The organism is Flavobacterium sp., assembly GCF_039595935.1.
Classification (GTDB): Bacteria; Bacteroidota; Bacteroidia; order Flavobacteriales; family Flavobacteriaceae; genus Flavobacterium.
Window position 1 is genome coordinate 1,476,012 of the sequence record NZ_JBCNKR010000006.1, and the last position, 21,944, is coordinate 1,497,955.

Sequence of the window (21,944 nt, forward strand, 5' to 3'; positions counted from 1 at the left end):
GAATTGTCGAATAGTATTTTAGGCAATTTTGGTTAGAAAAGAACGAAAAAATATAAAAGCTTAATTACTAGTTTTTTATAAAATTATAAGTGGTAAATGAGTTTGAAAATAGGATTAAATTTTAAGGCTTAAAGCCTAAAACATAATGCTTAAAGCAAAATTAAAATGAATTTAAATCAAATACAGAACGTTTATTTTATTGGTATTGGAGGCATCGGAATGAGTGCCCTGGCCCGCTATTTCAAATACATAGGAAAACAGGTTTCAGGTTACGACAAAACACCATCAATGCTTACTAGTGAATTAATCGAAAGCGGTATTGATATTCATTTTGAAGACAATATTAGTTTAATTCCGAGTGATTATTATGTAGAGAATACACTTGTGATTTTTACGCCGGCAGTTCCAAAAACGCACTCAGAGTGGAATTATTTTATTGAAAGAAACTACCAAATTAAAAAACGTGCCGAGGTATTAGGGATTATCACCAAAGACACTTTTAGTTTCGCTGTTGCCGGAACACATGGCAAAACCACAACATCAAGTATTTTAGGACATATTCTATACGAAAGCGGGGCTGATGTTACGGCATTTGTAGGCGGAATTGTAGAGAATTATAATTCTAATTTAATTGGAAACGGAAAAACTGTAACCGTTGTAGAAGCAGATGAATTTGATCGTTCGTTCCTGCATTTACATCCTAATATTGCCTGCGTAACCTCAATGGACGCAGACCATTTGGATATTTACGGAACAAGTGATGCTATCCAGGCTTCATTTGTAGAATTTGCTTCGAAAGTAGAAGATAAAAGTAAATTATTTATAACCAAAGAATTGCCTCTTGAAGGTGTTCAGTGCGCTATAAATGAAGATGCCGTTTATAAAGCTTATAATGTTCGAATTGAAGACGGAAGTTATGTTTTTGATGTGCAGACGCCATCAGAAATCATGAAAGATCTTCGTTTCGGGCTGCCGGGAAAACACAATTTAATGAATGGGTTAATGGCTATTGCAATGGCGAAAACGTATGGCACCCCAACCGACGCCATTGCAAAAGCTATTGCCTCATTTAACGGAATTAGAAGACGTTTTTCTTATCAAATTAAATCTGATAATTTAGTTTACATAGATGATTATGCACATCATCCAACAGAAATAAATGCTGTTCATCAGGCAGTTAGAGAATTATATCCGGGACGCAAAGTTCTGGCAGTTTTCCAGCCGCATTTGTTCAGCAGAACAAGAGATTTCGCCGACGGTTTTGCCGAAAGCCTTTCTCAGTTTGATGAAGTGTTTTTAATGGATATTTATCCGGCACGCGAATTACCGATGGAAGGGATTACATCGCCATGGCTGCTGGAAAAAATGACCAATTCGAACAAAAAAATTGTTGCAAAAGAAGATTTATTAGCGGAAATCAAAGCCAGTGATGCGCCAATAATTGTAACAATAGGAGCTGGTGATATTGGTGAAATGGTACCGTCAATCAAAAAAATGCTAAATGAAAATATTTAATTGGACAAATATTCGATTAGTACTCATTTTAGGGCTCGTACTTTTTTTATATTCTTTCGCTCAGCACCGAAATGGAGATAGAAAATTAAAAAAATCTATGGTCGTTTTTGTAGGAGAAAATACGCTGTTTGTAAAACCGGAAACGGTTAATAAATTGTTGATAGAAAATAAAAGGGACGCTTCCAGTATTAGAAAAGATGAAGTAGATTTGAATAAGATAGAAAAAAACCTTGATACGCAAGACATGATTGAGAAGTCAGATGTTTTTGTAAGTATCGACGGCGTTCTAAAAGCGGTAGTAAAACAGAAGACACCAATAGCGCGAGTTTATGATGGTGATCGCTCTTTTTATATTGACTATGAGGGTAATAAAATGCCCTTGTCAGATAATTTTACGGCGCGAGTTCCTCTTGTTTCAGGGGCAATAAATGAAAAAAATAACGAAGATTTAGCAGCTTTATTTCGCACAATTTACGACGATGCGTTTTTGAAAAAAAACATCATTGCAATACAAATTATGCCTAATGGCAGCCTAAAAATGTTTAATCGAAACTATGATTACTTCATAGATTTTGGTCGTACAATGAATGTTGATAAAAAATTTAGAAACTATAAGGCCTTTTTTCAAAAAGCAGTTTTAGATAGTTCGTTATACAAATACAGCAAGATTGACCTTAGGTTTACGGAACAAGTAGTTTGCACAAAATAATAGAAAATGGAAAAAGATAATATTGCAGTAGGTCTAGATATTGGAACAACAAAGATAGTTGCCATGATAGGCAAAAAGAATGAGTATGGCAAATTGGAAATTTTGGGTATTGGTAAATCCAAAAGTTTAGGCGTTGCCAGAGGTGTTGTAAACAACATCACTCAAACTATTCAGTCTATTCAGCAAGCAATACTTGAAGCAGAAAATAATTCAGGTTACAAAATAAAAGATGTCGTTGTGGGTATCGCCGGACAACACATTAGAAGTATTCAGCATACAGATTACATCAGCCGTAATAATCCGGAAGAAGTAATTGGCGAAAAAGATATTCAGCTTCTAATCGATCAGGTTAATAAACTGGCGATGTTGCCGGGAGAAGAAATTATTCACGTTCTGCCGCAGGAATTTAAAATTGACGGACAATCTGAAATTAAAGAACCTATCGGAATGTACGGCGGAAGACTTGAATCTAGTTTTCACGTTGTAGTAGGGCAGGCTTCTTCAATCAGAAATGTTGGAAGATGTATTCAGAGTTCAGGAATTGAATTATCAGGATTAACATTAGAACCATTAGCTTCGGCAGATGCTGTTTTAAGTCAGGAAGAAAAAGAAGCTGGAGTTGCACTTATCGATATTGGAGGTGGAACAACCGATTTAGCGATCTTTAAAGACGGAATTATTCGTCATACCGCTGTAATTCCTTTCGGAGGAAATGTAATTACAGATGATATTAAAGAAGGCTGTTCGATTATCGAAAAACAAGCAGAGCTTTTAAAAATAAAATTTGGGTCAGCCTGGCCGGGAGAAAACAAAGACAACGAAATTGTTTCAATTCCAGGTTTAAGAGGAAGAGAGCCAAAAGAGATTTCATTAAAAAATCTTTCTAAAATTATCCATGCCCGAGTAGTGGAAATCGTAGAACAGGTTTTTGCAGAAATCAAAGCTTACGGACACGAAGATCCACGCAAAAAATTAATTGCAGGAATTGTTCTTACAGGTGGAGGTGCTCAATTAAAACACATTAAGCAGTTAGTTGAATACATCACCGGAATGGACACCAGAATTGGATATCCAAATGAGCATTTAGCAGGAAATTCAAGCGAAGAAATTTCAAGTCCGTTATTTGCAACAGCAGTTGGTTTAGTAATGAACAGCATCGAAAATAGAACGCAAAGTGCTATTAGAATGGAAGTTGTAAATGAACAGCCAAAAGTGGTTTACAGAAATGTAGAACCGCCTGTACAACAGCGATACGAAGTAGAAGAAAACTACGTTGAGAAAGTAGAAACTATCGAACAGCCAAGAGAAGTAAAAACAGTAAAGGCTGGTGCAGAATCTACAGAAACAAAAATCAGGAGATCATTTTTTGATAGATATGTCGATAAAATCAAAGATTTTTTAGACAACGCAGAATAATAAAAGAGAAGGATTACTTTCTTGCCCCAAGTCAAGAGGTAAAAAATGTATTAAATAAGAATTTCAAAAACCAAAAAGATGATGAGCAACTCAGAATTTGGAAGTATTTCATTTGATTTACCGAAAAATCAATCAAATGTAATCAAAGTAATAGGTGTAGGCGGAGGAGGCAGTAATGCCATCAACCACATGTTTAAACAGGGTATTAAAGGGGTAGATTTTATAGTTTGTAATACTGATTCTCAGGCATTACAAAATAGTTCAGTGCCTAACAAAATTCAGTTAGGAGTAAATTTAACAGAAGGTCTTGGAGCAGGAGCAAATCCTGATGTAGGACAACAATCGGCTATTGAGAGCATCGCTGACATTGAAAAAATGTTAGACCGCGGGACTAAAATGGTATTTATTACCGCTGGTATGGGTGGAGGAACCGGTACTGGTGCAGCTCCCGTTATTGCACAATTAGCAAAAGAAAGAGAAATCCTTACAGTAGGTATCGTGACAATTCCGTTTCAGTTTGAAGGGAAAGTACGTCAGGAGCAGGCATTATTAGGAATCGAAAAATTACGTAAACAAGTTGACTCTTTAATTGTTATCAACAACAATAAATTAAGAGAAGTTTACGGAAATTTAGGTTTCAAAGCCGGATTCTCTAAAGCAGATGAAGTTTTGGCAACAGCCTCTAGAGGTATTGCCGAAGTTATTACGCACCACTATACCCAAAATATCGATTTACGTGATGCCAAAACCGTTTTGGCAAACAGCGGAACGGCTATTATGGGATCTGCTGTGGCGCAGGGAGAAAACAGAGCCAAAGATGCAATCGTATCAGCATTGGATTCTCCATTATTAAATGATAACAAAATTACAGGTGCCAAAAACGTATTGTTGCTTATCGTTTCTGGATCTGATGAAATAACGCTTGACGAAATCGGAGAAATCAATGATCACATTCAGGCAGAAGCAGGTTATAATGCAAATATCATTATGGGGGTTGGAGAAGACGAAAGCCTTGGTGATGCTATTGCTGTAACTATTATTGCTACTGGTTTTGATGTTGAACAGCAAAACGAAATTGTTAATACAGAGCCTAAAAAAATCATTCATACGTTAGAAGATGAGCAGAGAAGTGTTCATAATTTAACAAACAAACCACTTGCTTCTTTTGATTTGAATGCAGAAACACCGACTGCAAAATCAGAAGAGAAAGTTATTTTTGATTTAATGGAAGATACGGTTGCTCCCGTACAAGCTCCAGTTGCTCCGATAACACCAACAATCAATCAGGAAGAATTGATTGTAATGTCTGAGTTTATTAAAAACCTGGACGTAACTTTTGAAATCGTTTCGCCAATTACTGATATTGATTTTAAAATTACAACTCCGGCGGCGCAGACGGTTCAGGAAGTAAAACCAGTACAGCAGAGAACTTTTGAAAGAGAAGAACAAACAACTTTTTCATTTGATCTTCCGCTTTTCAAATCAGAGCCAGAAGTTAAAAGAGAGCCAGTTGCAGAACAGGATAATAAAATTGTTTTTGAACTGACAAACGAAACTCGTAACATTAAAGTAAACGATCCGGTTTCATTTGTGCCTGTAACAGAACTTTCTGACAACGGAATCATCAAATATTCTCTTGAAGAATATATGGAAGTTGAAAATGAATTAACATCTTCAAAACCAGTTGAAAAAGTGGTTGAAGATACGGTTCCGGAAGAATTGAACATCACTCTGAAACCAAGAGCTGATTTTGCAAGTCAGCCAGATTTTACAACAACTTCAGAAGTTTCTCCAATGGAATTAACAATTGAAGAAACACTTCGTTTAAGAGCAGAAGAAAGAAGAAAGAAACTAAAAGAATTTAATTATAAATTCCACAATAACGTTTCAAGAATCGATGAGCTGGAAAAAGAGCCGGCTTATAAAAGATTAGGAATCGATTTATCGAATTCACAATCAAATAATACAAATTCGAGAATCTCAGTAGGAACTGATAGTAACAACGATTTGCAATTGCGTTCAAATAATTCATTTTTGCACGACAACGTAGATTAATTTTTACAATCTTAATATAAGGATAGCCCGAAAATTGGATTTAATTTTCGGGTTATTTTTTTTATCTTCGCACAGAATTTAGAAATTTGACTTTTAAATAGTACTTTTAAAATAATATTGTCACCCTGAGCGTAGTCGAAGGGTTTCTTTTTCGGAAAGGACTTCGACTCAGCCTGACAAATGTTTATTATTTATAAAAAGTCGAGAACAACTTTCAATACAAATATCAATTTATAAGCAAAAGCTTATTTAAATAAAACATAAAGATGAGTTTACAAGCAAAAATCATGGACGAGATCAAAACGGCCATGAAAGCAAAAGATACAGTAGCATTAGAAGCATTAAGAGCAGTAAAATCTGAATTATTATTAGCTTCAACAGCTTCAGGATCTAAAGAAGATTTAAAAGAAGATGAAGAAATTAAATTACTTCAAAGATTAGTTAAAACCCGTAAAGAAAGCGCAAGAATCTTTACAGAGCAAAACCGTCCTGACTTAGCTGAACCAGAATTGGCTCAGGTAGCAGTAATTGAAAAGTTTTTACCAGCTCAGTTAAGCGAAGCAGAAGTAGAAGCTGTAATTGCAAAAATCATTGCAGAAACAGGAGCTTCCGGAATTGCTTCGATGGGTAAAGTAATGGGATTAGCATCTGCTCAATTAGGCGGAACTGCTGAAGGAAAAACCATTTCTACAATTGTAAAGAAGTTACTTTCGTAAATAAAAATTTTAGATTTTAGAGTTTAGATTTTAGATTTAATCTGAATTCTAAAATCATAAATCTAAAATTAACTGACCTCGTAGTTCAACTGGATAGAATATCAGATTTCGGCTCTGAGGGTTGGGGGTTCGAACCCCTCCGGGGTCACTATACAATTTAAAAAGCCTGCAAAATATACATTTTGCAGGCTTTTTTATGACTCCTAAGTTCCCACTTCCCACTTCCCACTTCTCACTTCATAATTATAAATTTCCCTGTTACGGTTTGACCTTCAAAAGAGGCTGTGTAGTAAATCATATCGTTGTCGATTTTATCAATTTTGACGTTTATTTTGTCGCCTGTTTTAAAGTTTAGGCCGCTAGCAGTTAATTCGGTTACTGTTGCATTGTATTCGCACTCGTTTACCCATTCGAGGTTTGATTTAATATACTCTTTATCGGCATTTGGAAACTCCATAAATACATTGTCTTTTATTGTTATGTAAGTCGAATCATCATTTGCTTCAGAATATCTTAGTCTGCAATTTTTTAATACAGCACAATTTGCTTTTTCAACAGTTTGTTTTTTTGCAGTATAGAAAAAATTCATATCATATTCCTTTGCTGATTTTAAAATGGGATAAAGTTTATCATTTCTAATCAGCCATTTTTTATTTGCAGGGAAATTGTCATCGTTTTTTAGAATTAAGATATCTTTTTTAATAGTCCAGGTTCCAGAAGTTGTATGTTTTTCGCCAATTGAATAACTCATTTCAAAAGTTCCATCGGGTTTAAAATTAGCAGTTGACTGAAGCCAGCTTGTTTGAAACTCATAAATTCCTGAAACTTCTGAGACGCTTTGTTTTTTTTGTTTTGTGATTATAGGATTTTCCGTTACAGTATAAGCTGATAAAACCAATACGGAAGTAATACATGTAAATAAACGGGCAATACTTTTCAATTTAATCATTTGTTATATTATGTTATTGATTTTTCCTAGTGTTGAAAGATAGTACCGCAAGTGTTCAGGCGCTGCATGAGTTTGAGATTAAAAGACGCGAGATTTTTCATTATGCACAATTTCCAAATACAAAACTATCTTTAAATTCAGCCAAATGCACAAATTGCTTACAGCGTGTGTTGGCGGCAGATTTTATTTCGTACGTTTTGCTTCTATCTTTTTTCCGTTCTGTAATAAAAATAAATTTGAAATTTCTCCTTTTTCGTTCTTTTCAAACTGAATTTGTGCATCGACTACTTTATAGAAAAATAACATTTCGTTTTCTAAATATATCTGCCGGACGATCTCTTTTTAATTGGTTACAATAAAATAGTGATAATCATCCTGAATGATGTTATTTTCGGATAATGAATTATTTGATAGGTTTAATTTTAAAAGTTTATAGGTAGGAATGTGATTATTGTATATAATTTTCTTTCCAATTATTTGATTGGTCTGCGGGTAATACGTAAGATGGCTTATATATTCGTCGGTAATATTTACTAAAGTTTTGATTTCTGAACCCGTAGCAGGATCAAGTTCTACTATTTTTTTGGTAGATCTAAAGGCATATAATTTTCCGTTGGTCGCAGGAATTAATTCGTCATAGCCGTAATAAACCGTTTCAGATACTGACTTGTCAGAAAGTTTTATTTTGCAAAGTCTGTGGATTACTTTTCCATTCTCAACTTTATCTTTATCTCCCATTATTTCATCTGTTTTAGGATTGTAAATAAACCCGTAAATTAGATCACTTCCGGTATTTATTAAGCTTCCAATTTCGGAACCTGTATTGGGATTTAATTCAATAAGGCCTTTATACAATATGTACCCATATAATTTTCCTGTTGTTGTTACGATCAATTGGTCATAACCTTTGTAAGTAATTTCTTTTACGCTCTTGTCTGCAAGCTTCACTTTAAAAAGTTTGTAAATGTTATTTCCGCTGTTTGAAATAAATCCTTGTCCAATAATTTCATTTGTTGGGGCAAAATATTCTAATTCACTTAAATAATCAGATTCTGTACCGTAAACTATGTTTTTGATTACTATACCTGTAGTAGGATTTAATTCGACAATGTTTTCATGTTCATTGTGTGCAAATAGACGATTTTGACCAATTATAGAAATATAACCTCCATTAACTTTTACCCCATTTGCATTTAATAGAAGCTGACCAGAAGTTGTACCCACCGGAACTATTACACTTATTGTAGTTGAAGTAATTTGAGTAATTTGCCCATTAGTACCATTAAATGTAACAATATAAGTTGAATTTGGGTCAAAATTTTCTCCCTTAATTATAATAGTATCGCCTATATTGGTTGAATTAGTCGAAACGCTTTCAATTTTTGGATCTGGTATTTGAACTTCTTCTGTATTATTAGGACTTGAACAGCTGATAAAAATAAATAGTGTAATAATTGAAAAAAAGTGTTTCATTCTAGATGGTTGGTTTTTAATTGTTAATTTTTTTCGGAAGATATAAAATATTCTTGCAAAATGGTGGGTTCAACGTTGCAAAATGTCACTTCAATAGTACTAAAAACTTCCTGAGTTTGCACCAAAATTTCATAGGTTCAATACTGTAATAAATTGAACGAAATGCAGCTCTAACCCATATTATTAATTCAAACAGAAAAACTATTCAAGATTGAAAAACTTTAAATTTTGCAGGCTTTTTATAGTTTTGAGAAAACTTTGCTAAATTGGGAGTCGAAACTGAGCTAAAAATGTTTTAACTAAAAATATCAAACTTATTATGATGACATTAATTGCAATATTTTTTCCGTGGCTTTCTTTTTTATTGAGAGGTAAAATTTTTACTGCTATTATCTGTTTAATTTTGCAGATTACTTTAATTGGCTGGATTCCTGCTGCAATTTGGGCTGTGATTTCCTTACAAAATTCAAGAGCAGACAAACGTAATGATAAATTAATAAGAGCAATGAAGGCTAAGTAAATTAAACCCTGCCTTCAAAGTTTTCTTGAATAACTTAATTATTTCTCAGAACGTTTTTTTATAAAATTTTTAATTAGAACAAAAACAGAAAAAACAAAAACTATTAAATAGACAGCAGCCAGTGCCGGTTTCTCAAATTTTAAAGTCTCAAAGTCAAATTGTTTATAAATTGCCACACCAACAATTATCGCTACAATACTCAGCGTAAATACAGGTACATTGTTTTTGTTCTCCATGGTTTTAATGTTTTGGTTTATTTAAGGTTAATTATTTAATAGTTTCTCCGGCGTTACCTGTTTTGATATCTCCTGCCCGTTTATAACTGGCTAAAATTACTCCGGTTGTTGTAACGGTGTTTTCAGTTAAAGTAAATCCGGATGGATGTGCATTGTCATCAAATAGTTGTTTTCCTTTTCCAAGTAAGATTGGATGAATTTTTAATTTTAGTTCATCAACTAAATCATTTTTCAAAAGTAAATGAACAAGTTCGCTGCTGCCCCAAACCTGAATGTCTAAACCTTCAGAAGCTTTAAGTCTTTTTATATCGGAAACAGTTTCAATAAAATTAGAATTTTTCCAGTCTGATTTTTTTCTGGTTTTAGAGAGAATGTATTTGTTTCCGTCGTTAATTCCCGGCCATATATCGGCATGTTTGGGCCAATAGTCTTCCCAAATTTCAAAAGTCTTTCTGCCTAAAAGATAATCTGCTGGCTGTAGTTCTTTTTTTACAGCGTTACCATACACTTCGTCGCCAAACAGTGCTGTCCAGCCTCCAAATTTAAAATCATTTGATTGATCTTCTTTTGGTCCGCCCGGCGCCTGCATCACGCCATCTAACGAAATCATCGACAAAACAATTATTTTTCTCATAATGTATTGATTTTGCGGGTCTATAAAATTAACGAAGATTCATTTGAGATTAGCAAGTATAAATGTATTAAAATAAAAAAGGTTTTAGTTTCTTTTTTGAGACTAAAACCTTTTGAAATTAATTTCCGGAAAATCTATTTCGTATTCTGCAGAAAATTATCGATGTAATTTACTACCAATGGAATATTTTGATGCTGAGGAGCATGCCCTGTCTGCGGCAGAATAATTAACTGTGATGTTGGGAGCTGTTTGGTCAGCGGATACCAATTTTCTACAGCAAAACTTGTGTCGTGATCTCCGGAAATTATTAATATTGGTGTTTTGGTTGTTTTAAGTTTGTCTCTGTAATTTTCTTTGTCTTCGGCAGCATTTTCGCCTCCTGCAAAATACAGCTGAAAAACTTCCATAGTTGACGGAATTTTAGAAACATCAATTCTTTGAGCAATTCGATCGTGAGATGCTTTTGCGGCTTTTGTACTTTCTTCGGATTCTGGTTCGAAGAAAAGAATCACTTCATCATTAAAATCATTTATAGGCTTTAAAGCATGATCCAGAAAAGATTGTTCAAGCGGTACAACTCTTTTTCCTATTGGGCCTGTTCCTAACAATATGGTATGTGTAACCAAATCAGGATATTGATGCATGGCAGCTTGTGTAACCAATCCGCCATATGACCAGCCCATGAAAATTGCTTTTTTGATTTTGAGATAATCAGCCAGATCTTTTACATCTTTGGCAACTTCTTTTACATCTGTTGGCAGTTTTCCGGTTGAATATCCAATTCCTGAATAATCGAAAGTAATAACCTGATGTTTTTCGGCCAGCTGATCTAAAAATAACGGATCCCAGGTATCAAGTGTTCCTCTAAAACGGTTAATTAAAATAATTGGTGTTCCTTTTCCAATTGATCGGTAAGCAATTTTTCGCCCGGAAACTTCTGCAAATTCAGTTTTTGAGTTCAGGGCCTTACTGTTTTGTGCGTTCATGATTTGTGAATTTAAAATGAGTATTAAACCAACAAGTACGATTGAAAATGATTTCATAGTTTGTGATTGAAAATGGTTAATAATCTCAATCAAACAATTTTAATGCCCGCGTGAAAAATAATTGTAAATCAAGGATTTTGAAGCTAAAAAGCGGTTTTTTAATTTTTTGCTTTTTGTGTTATATCGCATAAAAAAAAGTTTTTAGCGAAATATAGAAAATCATAACTCGATTGTTTCACCAATTTTTGGCAGAAATAAATTCAGATTTGCGTTTTGAAAATCAGTCAAAGCTTTTTGATGATCCATTTTTATAAAACCGAAAGTATCATAATGTACACCTAAAATTTTATTGACTTCGACCAGTTTTGCAGCTTCAATAGCTTCTTCAATTCCCATCGTTAAGCCGTCGCCAATTGGGAAAACGGCAAAATCAAGTTTAGCAAATTTCAAAATAAGCTGCATATCTAAAGTCAAGGCCGTATCGCCGCTGTAATAGAAATTTCCGTCAACGGTTGTAAGGACAAAACCAGTTGCGATTCCACCATAAGTTCCGTCCATAAAACTGCTTGGATGCTGTGCAATTACGGATTTTACAGTTCCAAAATCAAAACTAAATTTTCCTCCGGGATTAATTGGGTGTGCGTTTTCAATTCCGTTTTTTAAAAGCCAGTTGTAGATTTCGAAGTTTCCGAGAACTTTAGCGCCGGTGTTTTTAGCAATTCTTTCTACATCCAAAATATGATCATAATGCGCATGCGAAATAAAAATGTAATCTGCTTTTATTTCATCAACATTAATATCTTTTGCTAATTCATTTGGCGTAATAAAAGGATCGAAGAGAAGGTGTTTTCCATTTGCAAAAACCGAAAAACAAGAGTGGCCATAATACGTTACTTTCATGATGTATAATTTTGAAGTTATTAATAGTTTACTCTTTCTAAATCCAAAAAATATACCAGCAGAATATTACGGTTCTAACTTATCTCATAATATCAGTATCAACAGGTGTATACCCCAAATGTCTGCTAAGGGATAAAATTTGACCTTTGTGATGATATTCATGAGTGATAACATGGCTGAAAAGCTGTAGTGGTTTTGCAGTGTTTTGGGTGTTTTGGATTTCGAAATCTTTAATTTGATCTATTTGTGAGATAAATTCTTCCATAAAATCGTCTACAATTTCAAAAAGAAGTTTAACCTCTTTTATGGTTTTATAGTTTTCATATTCGGCATAGATTCTATTTTTTTTCAAAGCAAAATTGGCAATCCAATATTCATAAGTGTTGGCAATATGAACCAGTAGATTTCTAATACTGCCGCCGCGCCCAAAAGAGCTGTTTTGATTCACAAAATCTTCTGCGGAAATCGTTTCGCAATATTCAAACAAGACATTTCTGGAGCCTTTTACATATTGATATTGTTCGCGGGTATAAGAAACTATGGATTCCATAAAATTTGATTTTTTATTGGAAATTTAGATTGTTATTTTCTTGAAAACAAATTTTCTACAACCCAAGCCGGACCAATCAATAAAAACTGAAGATCTTTTAAGAACGAAGGTTTTTTCCCTTCAATATTATGTCCGTAAAACTGGCCAATCCATGCAATAACAAAAACACCGATTGAAAATGCCCACAACGGAAAAACCTGTCCGATATAATAATTTACAATTAAACAAATTCCTGAAAAAATGGCAATTTTTACGGCCATTGCAATCGATAATCTGATGTAAAAAACGAGAACAAAAAGTAAAACTACAAATGCCCAGTTTTCGATAATAGGCGCATTAAGTTGCAAAGTATTGGCAATAATACTACTCGGAATACTCATTAATAAGCCAACAATAGAAAAATAAATTGCCGGGACACAAATGTAGTGTATGGCTTTGTTTTTAGGATTTTGATGACTTACGGCATATTCTGCAAACCATTGATCTAAAGTTCTCATTTTTGTGGTTTTAAGGTTAGTTACCGTAAATCTAATGAAATTTCTGTTTGGTTTATTACCGAATAAAATTTCTCTCGCAGATTATGCAGTTTTAGTGGATTTCGTTTTTAGGTTTTTAAAAAAGAAATATACACCAAAGTATCTTCTAAAAAATCTGCTCAATCTGCCAGATATGCGTGAAACTGAAATTAGATTTTTTTAGTCACATTATAATCAAAAACATTATCCCACAATTCGTCAATTTTAATGAGCGCTTCGTTTACGGGAATAACGGTCCATTTTCCGTTAGTTTCAATTCCGAGGCCAATGCTTTTTAGTTTTAGTAAAGCATCATTTACATCAAAATCCAATTCAGTTTTTAACTTCGAACTAAACCAGGATTCGATTTGTAGATCTAATTCAGAAGCCGTCAGCGGGTTTTGACTTTTGTTTAAAAATGAATATGCCAAAATAGTTTCTTTTAAAGCTTCTTCTTCGGATGAATTTAAAAGAGAATAAAAGGCACCGCTGTTGTTTCCGATGTTTTTAAAATACAAACTGTCTGAAAGCATTTTAGAATATCTGATTTTCTTATTTATAAAATTGTTGTATTGTCTAAAACAATACGCTGCTAAAATTCCTAACGCGATTAATCCTTGATTTAAAAACGTTTTACTGTTTAATAAATCGATAGTTTCACCTGTTTGATAGGCATCGTACATATTAATTAAAGCCGGAATTACTTTGGCACTTAATAACGAAAGACCACCAAAAAGTCCCGGAACCCAAAGTAGCAGTTTGTCTTTTAAAGACATTTTAGGAACTGCGTTTGGAAAAATAGTTTCAAGATCGTTTTTAGGAACCCGCTTAAAGATTTTTAAAGCGATCGATCCCGGATCAATCGGCATTTTACCAAGTTTTACTTTCTTTTTGGTTAAATAATCGGCATCGCTGTAATTAAGATAGATAAGGACGCGATCGTAATATTCTATTTCAACTTTTTTCTTCCAGAAATAATATTTTCTGACTTTTTCTTTTGTTTTATGATGGCCGCGCGCATACAGTTCATAATCTTTAAAAGCATTAAAATCAATGGCAAGGTTTAGGCCTATTAAATCAGATTCGCGAAAGGCTTCTTTTAAAGTACTTTGGTCAATTCTGTAATAATTTCCACGTTCTAAAACAGCAAGGAGTGTTTCTTTAAAAACAGAAAAATCACTTTTAGAAATGAAGTTTTCACGTTCCTTTTCGCTTAAATCCGGATCGTATAAGGCGTAGTTTTGTTTTAGGTTTCGATTTAGGTTAAAAGATTCATAATGATAATAATGTTCGATTATATCGAATAGTTTTTTAAAATCATCAACCTTTTGTTTGTCTTCGGCGAAAGCTGCAATTTGTTGCTCGAGTAAGAATTCCTTATTAAAGGGAATATAATGTTCTCGTGTCATATTGATTCCGGGCTTTAATTTGTTTTGTGGCGTGGAAATGCAAAGATATAATTTTTTGATTGTTAAGGCTGTTATATCTGCGTAAGTGAGAAAGTTTCTATTTTAGAATAAACTTGGTTTATCGCTAAACAAAAGCCGTAAAGACAAAATATCTTTACGGCTGTGCCTTTCCGGAAGATTGTATTAGACAGTTCTGAATCAGTCACTTGTCTAAGTATTTTTCTATTGCGGAAATAGATTTTAAAGACCCCCTTCATAAAAATATAAAAGTTAGGGTTCTTGTATAGATAATGAACTCCAGATGACGATAGGAGCGGGGGGCTTTCTTTTTGGTAATCTTTATTTTTATATATTTCCTCTATTGAGTTTTTTATTTATGCTTTCTTTTTCTTCTTTTAATTTATTAACCTGGCTTTCTCTTACAATTTTATATTCATTGTCAAGTCTCTTATATTCAGCCTTTATAATATCGCATATAATGCCTGTACGGTCTCCTCGAATAGACTTTCTGATATAATCGTAAGAATAACCGTGCTTTTCTTTTATAATCTTTAACACATCTTGGTTGTAACTTGGCTGAGATTTTATATTTTTGTCCATGGCTTATTTTGTATTAAAAGTAAGACAAATGTAGGCGGGTAATTTCTTAAAAACAAGTATTTGTAGGATTTTTTCTAAAGAAATAATATATGGGAGAGAACACATTAATCAGGATTAAACAATATTTAGACTATAAAGGGGTAAAAGTTAGCGCCTTTGAAAGAATAATAGGTATGTCGAACGGCTCCTTTGCAAGCCAGTTAAAAAATAATAAAACAATAGGAGTTGATAAGTTAGAGAATATCTTAAAAAAGTATACCGATGTTGATCCGGAATGGCTATTAACTGGCGAAGGAGATATGATTAAACTGAATGTTTTACGTGATGCCGGCGAGACTTATAAAAGGGTTGAAAGGGTTACAGAGCATTGTGTTAATTATAAAGAGCTTGCGGATGCGCGTAAAGAAACGATTGATAGTTTAAAAAAAATTATCACTCATTTAGAACAACAAATTGCGGCTTATAAACAAAGCAGCGACTAATACTTTGATGTAATATTAAAGTAAAAGTGAGATTTTTAATCGTTACCAGCGATTAAAAATCTCACTTTTTTAGCTTCAAAAAAATTGACAAAATTTACAAGCTTTCCTTGCGGAAGACTATATTCTAAAAGAAAAAATTATTCATAGCAAGTTTAGTACTTATTAAAGTTCTGGCAATGCGTATTTATACCTGTTTTTTGATTTTTTTAGGTTCTAAGTTGCTAAGTTTTTTTATTATGTACAGATTTAGTTAACTAATTTAGTTCGGATTTTTTGAGTTCGATTATCCGCTGAATGTATAGAATTAGGTTTTGTCTTTCTATAGAAAACTCTGCATTTTCATTTTCGGTACGAAGGTATAAATCGGCAATATCTTCAGCTGCCATATTTTTATCCAGATAATGATCCTGGACATATTTTATAAGATTTTCTAAAAAGATTTCTTTTTGTTTCCCTTTTTCAAGTATTTCCGGGTCGCCGTTTTTTATTTTTTCAATTTCAGATTCCGGTAAATCAATAGTGAGATACGTAATATCTACAGGAACTTTTTCAAGCATTTCTTTAGTCGTTTTACCAGAACCATTACAGTAGGCGCAGGGAGCTGGAACCCATTTTAAAAGTTTATTCAAACGTCGGATATCGTCCCAGTCAACAAAACCTTTACCGAGACATCTTGGACATTCTAACTCTGATTTTCTAAATAGGAAATTAAGAATGGACATTTTCTAAAAAATTACATTAAAAAGTTCTTGGTTTGCTAAGGTAACTATTTATGTAAGAAAAATATTTTGATAAGATACTTTTTTTAAAGATTAGATTTATAAGAAATAAAAAAGCTGCAATTTTTGGCTTGCAGCTTTTTGGGTTCTTTATGTTTTTTAGTGTGTAAGATATTAATTAGAACTCTGGTTAAACTTTTCAAGTTCTATCGCTTCGGTAAAATGACGGTATGTTGAATTGCCCAATTCATTTCTTAACTATTAGGCTGGTAAATTAAAATATAAGAACTTCTAACAATTTTATTGTTTTGTTTTCCAGGATTCCATTTCGGCATAGTTTTAAGAGCTTTGGTAAATTCTTCTGATAATTCATTGCTGTTGCTTCTTAGAATTTTGATATCGCTCAAACGTCCGTTTTTTTCTATTACAAATTGAGCAAAAACTTTTTGAGACCCTTGTTTTTCAAGTTCTTCTTTACTCACTTTAATTTTCTTTTTTAGGTAAGCATTAATGGCTTCAGCACCTCCCGGATAGTCTGGATTGACTTCAATACTTCCTGCTTTAAATATTTCATTATCATAATTAACTATTTGCGAAGTGGCTTCAATTTTTTCGTCAGCGGTTCTTGTTTCTTCTCTATTGACTTGATTTTCAGTTTGTGCAAATGAAATTGTGGTAATTATCAATGTGAATAATAAAATGAGGTTTTTCATTTTGTGTGATTTGGGTTTGTTTATTGGTGATGCTAAATGTAAGAATTTTGTGTTTTTGTTTAGAGGATTTGAAATTAAAAAAAGCTGCAGTATGAAAAGTTCCTGTAGCTTTTTAGTTTAAATATATGGTATAAATTATTTCGATTTAGTGTAAAAATTAAATATTGGAATATCGACCCCTATAAAGAACTGCCATCTTCTGTTTAATTGCGGAGATACTGTTGCCGCCTCAGGAGTAATGTTTCGTAGTGTAGGACCTAATTGGTATGTGTATCCTATAGATAAAGGAAAATTAGGCAATCCATACACAACTCCGAGACCGGGTGCTAAAATATTTTGTAGAGTGACTTCAGGAAGTTTTTCAGTAGTAGTATCTTGTAATCTAAAGGAAGCAACTGCTCCAATATCAATTATGTTAATTAATCCAGTTAGAGAAAAGCCTTTGAAAAAAAAGTCTCCAACTTTGCAACCTGTACCTCCTTGATTAATTCCCCAACTAAAAGCAACTCCAACAGGAGCATATACACCGCTTATAGCTGCCCATTTATTGCTTGATTTGTCTGCTAAATATTCGTTACCATAAAAACCTCCTAAATAAGCATTTAAAGCTATATTAAAACATGTTTTTTTCTTGATAGAAGCACTTCCTACAGGTAAAGCAACAGATTCTATTGCTTCTTCAACTTCGTCACTGTTTTGTGCTTCAACTACATTAGCAGCAAATGAACCGTATTTTACAAAGAAGCCTTTGAATTCGTCTCCATTTTTAGTTTTTATATTTTCAGAAATCAGATTAAGTGTACTAACAATTGCTGCATTGTAATTTTTACTAGAAATTTCACTTGCTATTCCTAATGTATTAGTGCTTAAATTCAATACTGTTTTAAAGTTGTCTGAGAATTTAAATCTAGAATCTATTGACTGTAAATTTAATGTCGTTTGAAAAAAAGAATTTGCATTTTCAAATATTACACTCCAATAAGGTGTTAAATCAGTTTCCCCTTTTTTCTTTGCTTCGGATAATTTGTTATATGCATCTGTAATGGCGTCTGAATTAGAGATTAAATTAATAACGAAATTTTCTATTTTAGGACTGTTTGTTTGTAAGAAGTCATAAAGTTTAACTCCTGAAATTTCTATATTTTCATTTTTTAATTGTTGATATAGTAATCCTAAAAATATTTTTTTTGTATCGCTTGATAAGCCACTGAAATCAGAATACGAAATATAACTTTTCCCATATTCATTACTTCTTATACTATAACTTAGAATATCTAATAATTTGAAAACATTTTTTTCATCGGATGTTAATGTAGAAATACTTGCTAACGAATTTGGGCCTGTAATAGAATGTATAATATCTGGTATTTTTTGTCCGGTTATGAAACCATTTCCAATATTTAAGGAAGCACAAAATAATTTACCATCATCTGAACTAAAGAAAGCCTGAATGGCTGTTACTCTTTTTTTAACTTCTGCTGTATATTTTTTATTTGTTGTATTAAGATTAACCAAATTAGGGATATTACCTAAAAGTTGCTTTAAATCCTTATTCAATGCTTCTTTTAAAGTATTGATAATATTAGCATATTCCCATGATTCAAAATTATCGACCAATAATTTGGTGTTTGGAAATAAAATAGCAAATTCTGGGTTTTTATTTGAGTCTCTTAAGTTGTTAAAAAAAGAAATTAGTAACTCTTGTTTGGCTCTTTTGATTAGAAATTTAGCAAGACCATCAGCGAAGTTTGTAACATTGGTAGAGCCGCCTATTGAAAAACCACTAGATAAATTTTCAAATGCTTTTTTCTTTGAAGTCGATGATAAATCAAAGCTTTGAACACTTCCAGGACTTAAATATTGAGCAAGAAAAGGATTGTAATTTTCGTTTGGAGATTCGGGGTCATAATCGCCTAGATTATCATGTATCTCTTTTGGAGTTTTGAATTTATTATTATAGTATTTATTGATTATGATCAAGTATTTTGCCATTTTCAAATTTGAATCAGTATCAGTTGTATCGGTGCTAAGGATAAATTTACCGTTTACTATACATTCTTTTAAATTCAAGGCATCATAATATGCATTTTGGCAGAATGAACTTTGAATTATAAAAGCAATAAAAACAATGGTTAGATTTTTTTTCATTTAGGTTAGTTTTTTAGATCAGTATAAAATTTATTAGGATTTACAATTCCGTGTCCATATTCTTCTAATGGGAATGAATTTGAATAAGCTGAGGCAAAAAGACTTTTTTTAACAAATTCAGGATCTGTAATTAAGATTTTCTGTCTTTGTAATATTAATGCGCATACTGAGCTAATATAAGCTGCGGCTTGACTTGTTCCAGAGTCCTTTTTTACATTGTTTATACCATTTGAAGATAGTATTTCATCTCCTGGAGCCATTATGTCTAAGGTTTTTGTAATTCTAGAAAATGGATGTCTTTCAAATTTTGAATTTAAACAACCTACTGATATACATTCATTCAGTGTTGATGGGAAAGAATCTTTTTTATCATCAATTTTTCCACTTGAAGAAATTAAGATGATTTTTTTTTCAATATATATTTGCCTTAATAGGCTTTCTATTTCTAACTTTATTTTATATTCATCTTCATTTATTGTTTTTAAGCCAAAACTCATATTAATTATTGAAATGCCACTAGCTCCATTTTTAGAGTTATAAATGTCTAATAAAGCATTTTTAACAGCTTTTATATTTGGCGTTCCCGAATCATCACATACTTTTGCAACAAATAAATTAGCATTAGGTGCTACTCCATATGTTTTTTTGCCTTGGGCTATCATAATACCAGCGAGATGTGTACCATGTCCATTAATATCTGTTTTATAATTAGCTGAATTATCCAAGTAATTATAGCCAATAATATTGTTGAAGTTAAAGTCTTCATGTTCGCTAATTCCAGTATCTAGCAGTGCAATTGTTACTTTTGTTTTTTCGTTTTCTTTCCATAATTCAGGGATAGAGTATAGATTGTTATCTATCCACCAAGGATATTTAAGTGATACAAGTTTATTTACTTTTAGATCTTCTCCTACCAGCCCTAATCCACTATAAAATTGCCCCTTCCCATCCGTATACCATTTTCCTAAACCTGGATTAGGAACATTATGATATTCTTCTAAGTCAAGAACTAATCCGTCACTAACAGTAGTGATAATGTTACTTTTATCATTAAAATCAGCTACAGGGGCTTTACGTACATTAAGTTTGGGTACTATTACTTTATATCGTTCCATAACTATCCTATTGCTTCGGGGTTAGTATTGTTGTTTACTGTTACCTGTACAGGAGGTGAAGTTGAGGTAGAATTTGAATTTGCACTTCCATCCCCGGTTTCTTCTTTTTTGCCCGCCGCTCTAATTTTAATTAGTTTTTGCAATAAATCAAACCAAAAAGGTGCACCAAGACAAATAGCAAAAGCTAACAACAAAAAACCTAAAGGCTTTCTCCCTTTATAAAAATTTGAGAAAACGTAAGACGCTTTAATTCGGTATTGTTTTGATTTGTATAATTCAGCAAAAGCTTTTTGATTTAATTTTATGGTATCATTGTACTGAATACTATCTTCTTTAAATATCTTTTTTAGTTCAGCTAGTTTTTTCTTTCCAGTAGAAGAAGTGTCTTTAGAATATTGATTTACTAAAGCCTGTGTTTTAAAATACTTTATACTATCTGTTTTTCTGATGGTATCCTTAAACGATTTAAAACAACTTTTATATTTTTCGATATAAGTTATACTGTCTTTTTTGCGACCATAATCTCCCCAGCCAACAGCAAGTAAATTATTAGCATCCTTAATTCTGCCGTTTAATTCTGTTTTTACTTTTTCAACCTCTTTTTTGTAGTCAGCAATAGAAGCGCTATCTTTTTCTACAGCAGTTGAATCTGGATTTTGAGTCTTCGGCTGTACTCTTGGATCATCTTTTAATTCTTCAGCACTTTTAATGGATATTTCCACCAGTTTATCCCTTGCGTCTTTATCTGTGCTGAGTTTTCCGGCAATATCAATAATATCGACATTGAAAGTTATAGCTATAGCCAGACCAAGAAAAAATAAAATAAACTGTGTTTGTCTTTTATACCAGCCGCTTACTCTGTTCATGGTGTCATCGTACCACTTTTCTAATTGAGCTGTAAAAGTTTCTATATTTTGGTAGCTTTTGTTAAGATACAATTCCAATATCTTTAGGATTTCCTTATCGATATGCATGTCTTCCTCTTTACAATCATCCTTTGGTTTTTCAGTTTTTTGGAGATATTTTACCAAATAGCTTATTTTAGTAATTTGAGGGAGATTTTCTAAATCAACAACATCTGTAATATTGTTTTCTTTTAGATATGCGGCAATATTATTCTTATGTTTATCCCAATATTCATCTAAGATTTCGATAAGTATAGTTGAAAAATTCTCTTTTGGAATATAAGACGGAATTGAAAAACGATCGCTTGAACCGTAATTTTTTATAATAGGATGATCATAAAATTTATCTCCCAGTCTGTTTTTCTTTTTAGGTTTATAGCCTATTATTAAAAAGCCTAATTCCTTAAAAAAAGATCCAATAGATTCTAAAGTGCTTTTCCATACCCATTGGTTGTTTTTGCAGTCAGATAGCATGCCTTCAATTATGCCTCTTTTTAATGTTCGTGCTCTTAAACTAAAAAGGGTGGCTATTGCTTCGTTTATAGAAGTTGCCAGCAAGCTATATATTAGGAAAATAAAAATTAACCCAATAGCGGTGTCTAATACTGGAGAATTTATCATGGTTGTTTTTGGTTAGTTTACTTTAACATTTGTTGAAGCAAGATTACCGAAATTTAGA

The 21,944-nt window shown here is 32.7% G+C and carries 22 protein-coding genes and 1 tRNA gene; 8 read left to right on the top strand and 15 right to left on the bottom strand.

The features are described from left to right. The first annotated feature begins 165 nt into the window (after positions 1–165). From murC to ABDW27_RS16260, 6 genes are all read left to right on the top strand, one after another. Positions 166–1,515 carry a UDP-N-acetylmuramate--L-alanine ligase gene (gene murC / locus ABDW27_RS16235; RefSeq protein ID WP_343696844.1) on the top strand — a complete coding sequence of 450 codons (1,350 nt, stop codon included), beginning with the start codon at positions 166–168 and terminating at the stop codon, positions 1,513–1,515. Continuing rightward, complete coding sequence (locus tag ABDW27_RS16240) at positions 1,502–2,224, top strand: hypothetical protein (protein ID WP_056204843.1); 723 nt, start codon at positions 1,502–1,504, stop codon at positions 2,222–2,224. The genes murC and ABDW27_RS16240 overlap by 14 nt, the downstream gene beginning before the upstream one ends. Before the next feature lie 6 nt (positions 2,225–2,230). After that, entirely contained in the window at positions 2,231–3,640 is a 1,410-nt protein-coding gene (gene ftsA / locus ABDW27_RS16245; RefSeq protein WP_343696845.1) for a cell division protein FtsA, read from the top strand. A gap of 78 nt (positions 3,641–3,718) precedes the next feature. Continuing rightward, positions 3,719–5,695 carry a cell division protein FtsZ gene (ftsZ, locus tag ABDW27_RS16250; protein ID WP_343696846.1) on the top strand — a complete coding sequence of 659 codons (1,977 nt, stop codon included), beginning with the start codon at positions 3,719–3,721 and terminating at the stop codon, positions 5,693–5,695. Between the two features lie 266 nt (positions 5,696–5,961). After that, entirely contained in the window at positions 5,962–6,411 is a 450-nt protein-coding gene (locus ABDW27_RS16255; RefSeq protein ID WP_281235175.1) for a GatB/YqeY domain-containing protein, read from the top strand. Between the two features lie 74 nt (positions 6,412–6,485). Continuing rightward, a tRNA-Arg gene (locus ABDW27_RS16260) sits at positions 6,486–6,559 on the top strand. A gap of 84 nt (positions 6,560–6,643) precedes the next feature. Here the strand turns inward: ABDW27_RS16260 and ABDW27_RS16265 are convergent. Beyond that, on the bottom strand, positions 6,644–7,360 hold the full coding sequence (locus ABDW27_RS16265; protein WP_073412393.1) for a hypothetical protein: 717 nt from the start codon (positions 7,358–7,360) through the stop codon (positions 6,644–6,646). Between the two features lie 342 nt (positions 7,361–7,702). Beyond that, positions 7,703–8,833, bottom strand: a complete 1,131-nt coding sequence (locus ABDW27_RS16270; RefSeq protein WP_073412389.1) for an IPT/TIG domain-containing protein — start codon at positions 8,831–8,833, stop codon at positions 7,703–7,705. Between the two features lie 319 nt (positions 8,834–9,152). On the opposite strand from ABDW27_RS16270, the gene ABDW27_RS16275 reads away from it, so the two are divergent. Beyond that, positions 9,153–9,353 carry a YqaE/Pmp3 family membrane protein gene (locus tag ABDW27_RS16275; RefSeq protein ID WP_343696847.1) on the top strand — a complete coding sequence of 67 codons (201 nt, stop codon included), beginning with the start codon at positions 9,153–9,155 and terminating at the stop codon, positions 9,351–9,353. Between the two features lie 38 nt (positions 9,354–9,391). Here ABDW27_RS16275 and ABDW27_RS16280 read toward each other — a convergent pair whose 3' ends face one another. The 8 genes from ABDW27_RS16280 to ABDW27_RS16315 form a co-directional block, all read right to left on the bottom strand. Further along, on the bottom strand, positions 9,392–9,589 hold the full coding sequence (locus ABDW27_RS16280) for a hypothetical protein (RefSeq protein ID WP_343696848.1): 198 nt from the start codon (positions 9,587–9,589) through the stop codon (positions 9,392–9,394). Positions 9,590–9,620: 31 nt separating this feature from the next. Beyond that, on the bottom strand, positions 9,621–10,223 hold the full coding sequence (locus tag ABDW27_RS16285) for a dihydrofolate reductase family protein (protein ID WP_343696849.1): 603 nt from the start codon (positions 10,221–10,223) through the stop codon (positions 9,621–9,623). A gap of 134 nt (positions 10,224–10,357) precedes the next feature. Then, positions 10,358–11,266 (bottom strand): alpha/beta hydrolase, encoded by a 909-nt coding sequence (locus tag ABDW27_RS16290; protein ID WP_343696850.1) that lies wholly within the window; start codon positions 11,264–11,266, stop codon positions 10,358–10,360. Positions 11,267–11,428: 162 nt separating this feature from the next. Next, the gene (locus ABDW27_RS16295) at positions 11,429–12,109 is read right to left on the bottom strand and encodes a metal-dependent hydrolase (protein ID WP_343696851.1); all 681 of its coding nucleotides are present in this window, start codon (positions 12,107–12,109) and stop codon (positions 11,429–11,431) included. Between the two features lie 79 nt (positions 12,110–12,188). After that, the gene (locus ABDW27_RS16300; protein ID WP_343696852.1) at positions 12,189–12,659 is read right to left on the bottom strand and encodes a DinB family protein; all 471 of its coding nucleotides are present in this window, start codon (positions 12,657–12,659) and stop codon (positions 12,189–12,191) included. Between the two features lie 32 nt (positions 12,660–12,691). Then, positions 12,692–13,156 (bottom strand): Mpo1-like protein, encoded by a 465-nt coding sequence (locus ABDW27_RS16305; RefSeq protein ID WP_343696853.1) that lies wholly within the window; start codon positions 13,154–13,156, stop codon positions 12,692–12,694. A gap of 188 nt (positions 13,157–13,344) precedes the next feature. Next, positions 13,345–14,583: a TMEM143 family protein gene (locus ABDW27_RS16310; protein WP_343696854.1), complete on the bottom strand. Its 1,239-nt coding sequence runs from the start codon at positions 14,581–14,583 to the stop codon at positions 13,345–13,347. Between the two features lie 345 nt (positions 14,584–14,928). Then, entirely contained in the window at positions 14,929–15,183 is a 255-nt protein-coding gene (locus ABDW27_RS16315; protein ID WP_343696855.1) for a hypothetical protein, read from the bottom strand. An 89-nt stretch (positions 15,184–15,272) separates the two neighbouring features. Between ABDW27_RS16315 and ABDW27_RS16320 the strand changes: the two genes are divergently transcribed. Then, on the top strand, positions 15,273–15,665 hold the full coding sequence (locus ABDW27_RS16320) for a hypothetical protein (RefSeq protein WP_343696856.1): 393 nt from the start codon (positions 15,273–15,275) through the stop codon (positions 15,663–15,665). A 254-nt stretch (positions 15,666–15,919) separates the two neighbouring features. Here ABDW27_RS16320 and ABDW27_RS16325 read toward each other — a convergent pair whose 3' ends face one another. The 5 genes from ABDW27_RS16325 to ABDW27_RS16345 form a co-directional block, all read right to left on the bottom strand. Further along, on the bottom strand, positions 15,920–16,387 hold the full coding sequence (locus ABDW27_RS16325) for a hypothetical protein (RefSeq protein WP_343696857.1): 468 nt from the start codon (positions 16,385–16,387) through the stop codon (positions 15,920–15,922). A gap of 251 nt (positions 16,388–16,638) precedes the next feature. After that, complete coding sequence (locus tag ABDW27_RS16330) at positions 16,639–17,097, bottom strand: energy transducer TonB (RefSeq protein ID WP_343696858.1); 459 nt, start codon at positions 17,095–17,097, stop codon at positions 16,639–16,641. Positions 17,098–17,232: 135 nt separating this feature from the next. Next, positions 17,233–19,245, bottom strand: a complete 2,013-nt coding sequence (locus ABDW27_RS16335) for a hypothetical protein (protein ID WP_343696859.1) — start codon at positions 19,243–19,245, stop codon at positions 17,233–17,235. A gap of 5 nt (positions 19,246–19,250) precedes the next feature. After that, positions 19,251–20,360, bottom strand: a complete 1,110-nt coding sequence (locus ABDW27_RS16340) for a S8 family serine peptidase (protein WP_343696860.1) — start codon at positions 20,358–20,360, stop codon at positions 19,251–19,253. 2 nt (positions 20,361–20,362) lie between these two features. Beyond that, a complete protein-coding gene (locus ABDW27_RS16345) occupies positions 20,363–21,886 on the bottom strand; it encodes a hypothetical protein (protein ID WP_343696861.1) in 1,524 nt (507 codons plus the stop codon). Between the last annotated feature and the right edge of the window lie 58 nt (positions 21,887–21,944).

What these genes read in the sequence shown, in the direction of transcription:
- murC (WP_343696844.1), top strand. Translation starts at nt 166, where the DNA reads ATGAATTTAAATCAAATACAGAACGTTTATTTTATTGGTATTGGAGGC.
- ABDW27_RS16240 (WP_056204843.1), top strand. Translation starts at nt 1,502, where the DNA reads ATGAAAATATTTAATTGGACAAATATTCGATTAGTACTCATTTTAGGG.
- ftsA (WP_343696845.1), top strand. Translation starts at nt 2,231, where the DNA reads ATGGAAAAAGATAATATTGCAGTAGGTCTAGATATTGGAACAACAAAG.
- ftsZ (WP_343696846.1), top strand. Translation starts at nt 3,719, where the DNA reads ATGATGAGCAACTCAGAATTTGGAAGTATTTCATTTGATTTACCGAAA.
- ABDW27_RS16255 (WP_281235175.1), top strand. Translation starts at nt 5,962, where the DNA reads ATGAGTTTACAAGCAAAAATCATGGACGAGATCAAAACGGCCATGAAA.
- ABDW27_RS16265 (WP_073412393.1), bottom strand. Translation starts at nt 7,360, where the DNA reads ATGATTAAATTGAAAAGTATTGCCCGTTTATTTACATGTATTACTTCC.
- ABDW27_RS16270 (WP_073412389.1), bottom strand. Translation starts at nt 8,833, where the DNA reads ATGAAACACTTTTTTTCAATTATTACACTATTTATTTTTATCAGCTGT.
- ABDW27_RS16275 (WP_343696847.1), top strand. Translation starts at nt 9,153, where the DNA reads ATGATGACATTAATTGCAATATTTTTTCCGTGGCTTTCTTTTTTATTG.
- ABDW27_RS16280 (WP_343696848.1), bottom strand. Translation starts at nt 9,589, where the DNA reads ATGGAGAACAAAAACAATGTACCTGTATTTACGCTGAGTATTGTAGCG.
- ABDW27_RS16285 (WP_343696849.1), bottom strand. Translation starts at nt 10,223, where the DNA reads ATGAGAAAAATAATTGTTTTGTCGATGATTTCGTTAGATGGCGTGATG.
- ABDW27_RS16290 (WP_343696850.1), bottom strand. Translation starts at nt 11,266, where the DNA reads ATGAAATCATTTTCAATCGTACTTGTTGGTTTAATACTCATTTTAAAT.
- ABDW27_RS16295 (WP_343696851.1), bottom strand. Translation starts at nt 12,109, where the DNA reads ATGAAAGTAACGTATTATGGCCACTCTTGTTTTTCGGTTTTTGCAAAT.
- ABDW27_RS16300 (WP_343696852.1), bottom strand. Translation starts at nt 12,659, where the DNA reads ATGGAATCCATAGTTTCTTATACCCGCGAACAATATCAATATGTAAAA.
- ABDW27_RS16305 (WP_343696853.1), bottom strand. Translation starts at nt 13,156, where the DNA reads ATGAGAACTTTAGATCAATGGTTTGCAGAATATGCCGTAAGTCATCAA.
- ABDW27_RS16310 (WP_343696854.1), bottom strand. Translation starts at nt 14,583, where the DNA reads ATGACACGAGAACATTATATTCCCTTTAATAAGGAATTCTTACTCGAG.
- ABDW27_RS16315 (WP_343696855.1), bottom strand. Translation starts at nt 15,183, where the DNA reads ATGGACAAAAATATAAAATCTCAGCCAAGTTACAACCAAGATGTGTTA.
- ABDW27_RS16320 (WP_343696856.1), top strand. Translation starts at nt 15,273, where the DNA reads ATGGGAGAGAACACATTAATCAGGATTAAACAATATTTAGACTATAAA.
- ABDW27_RS16325 (WP_343696857.1), bottom strand. Translation starts at nt 16,387, where the DNA reads ATGTCCATTCTTAATTTCCTATTTAGAAAATCAGAGTTAGAATGTCCA.
- ABDW27_RS16330 (WP_343696858.1), bottom strand. Translation starts at nt 17,097, where the DNA reads ATGAAAAACCTCATTTTATTATTCACATTGATAATTACCACAATTTCA.
- ABDW27_RS16335 (WP_343696859.1), bottom strand. Translation starts at nt 19,245, where the DNA reads ATGAAAAAAAATCTAACCATTGTTTTTATTGCTTTTATAATTCAAAGT.
- ABDW27_RS16340 (WP_343696860.1), bottom strand. Translation starts at nt 20,360, where the DNA reads ATGGAACGATATAAAGTAATAGTACCCAAACTTAATGTACGTAAAGCC.
- ABDW27_RS16345 (WP_343696861.1), bottom strand. Translation starts at nt 21,886, where the DNA reads ATGATAAATTCTCCAGTATTAGACACCGCTATTGGGTTAATTTTTATT.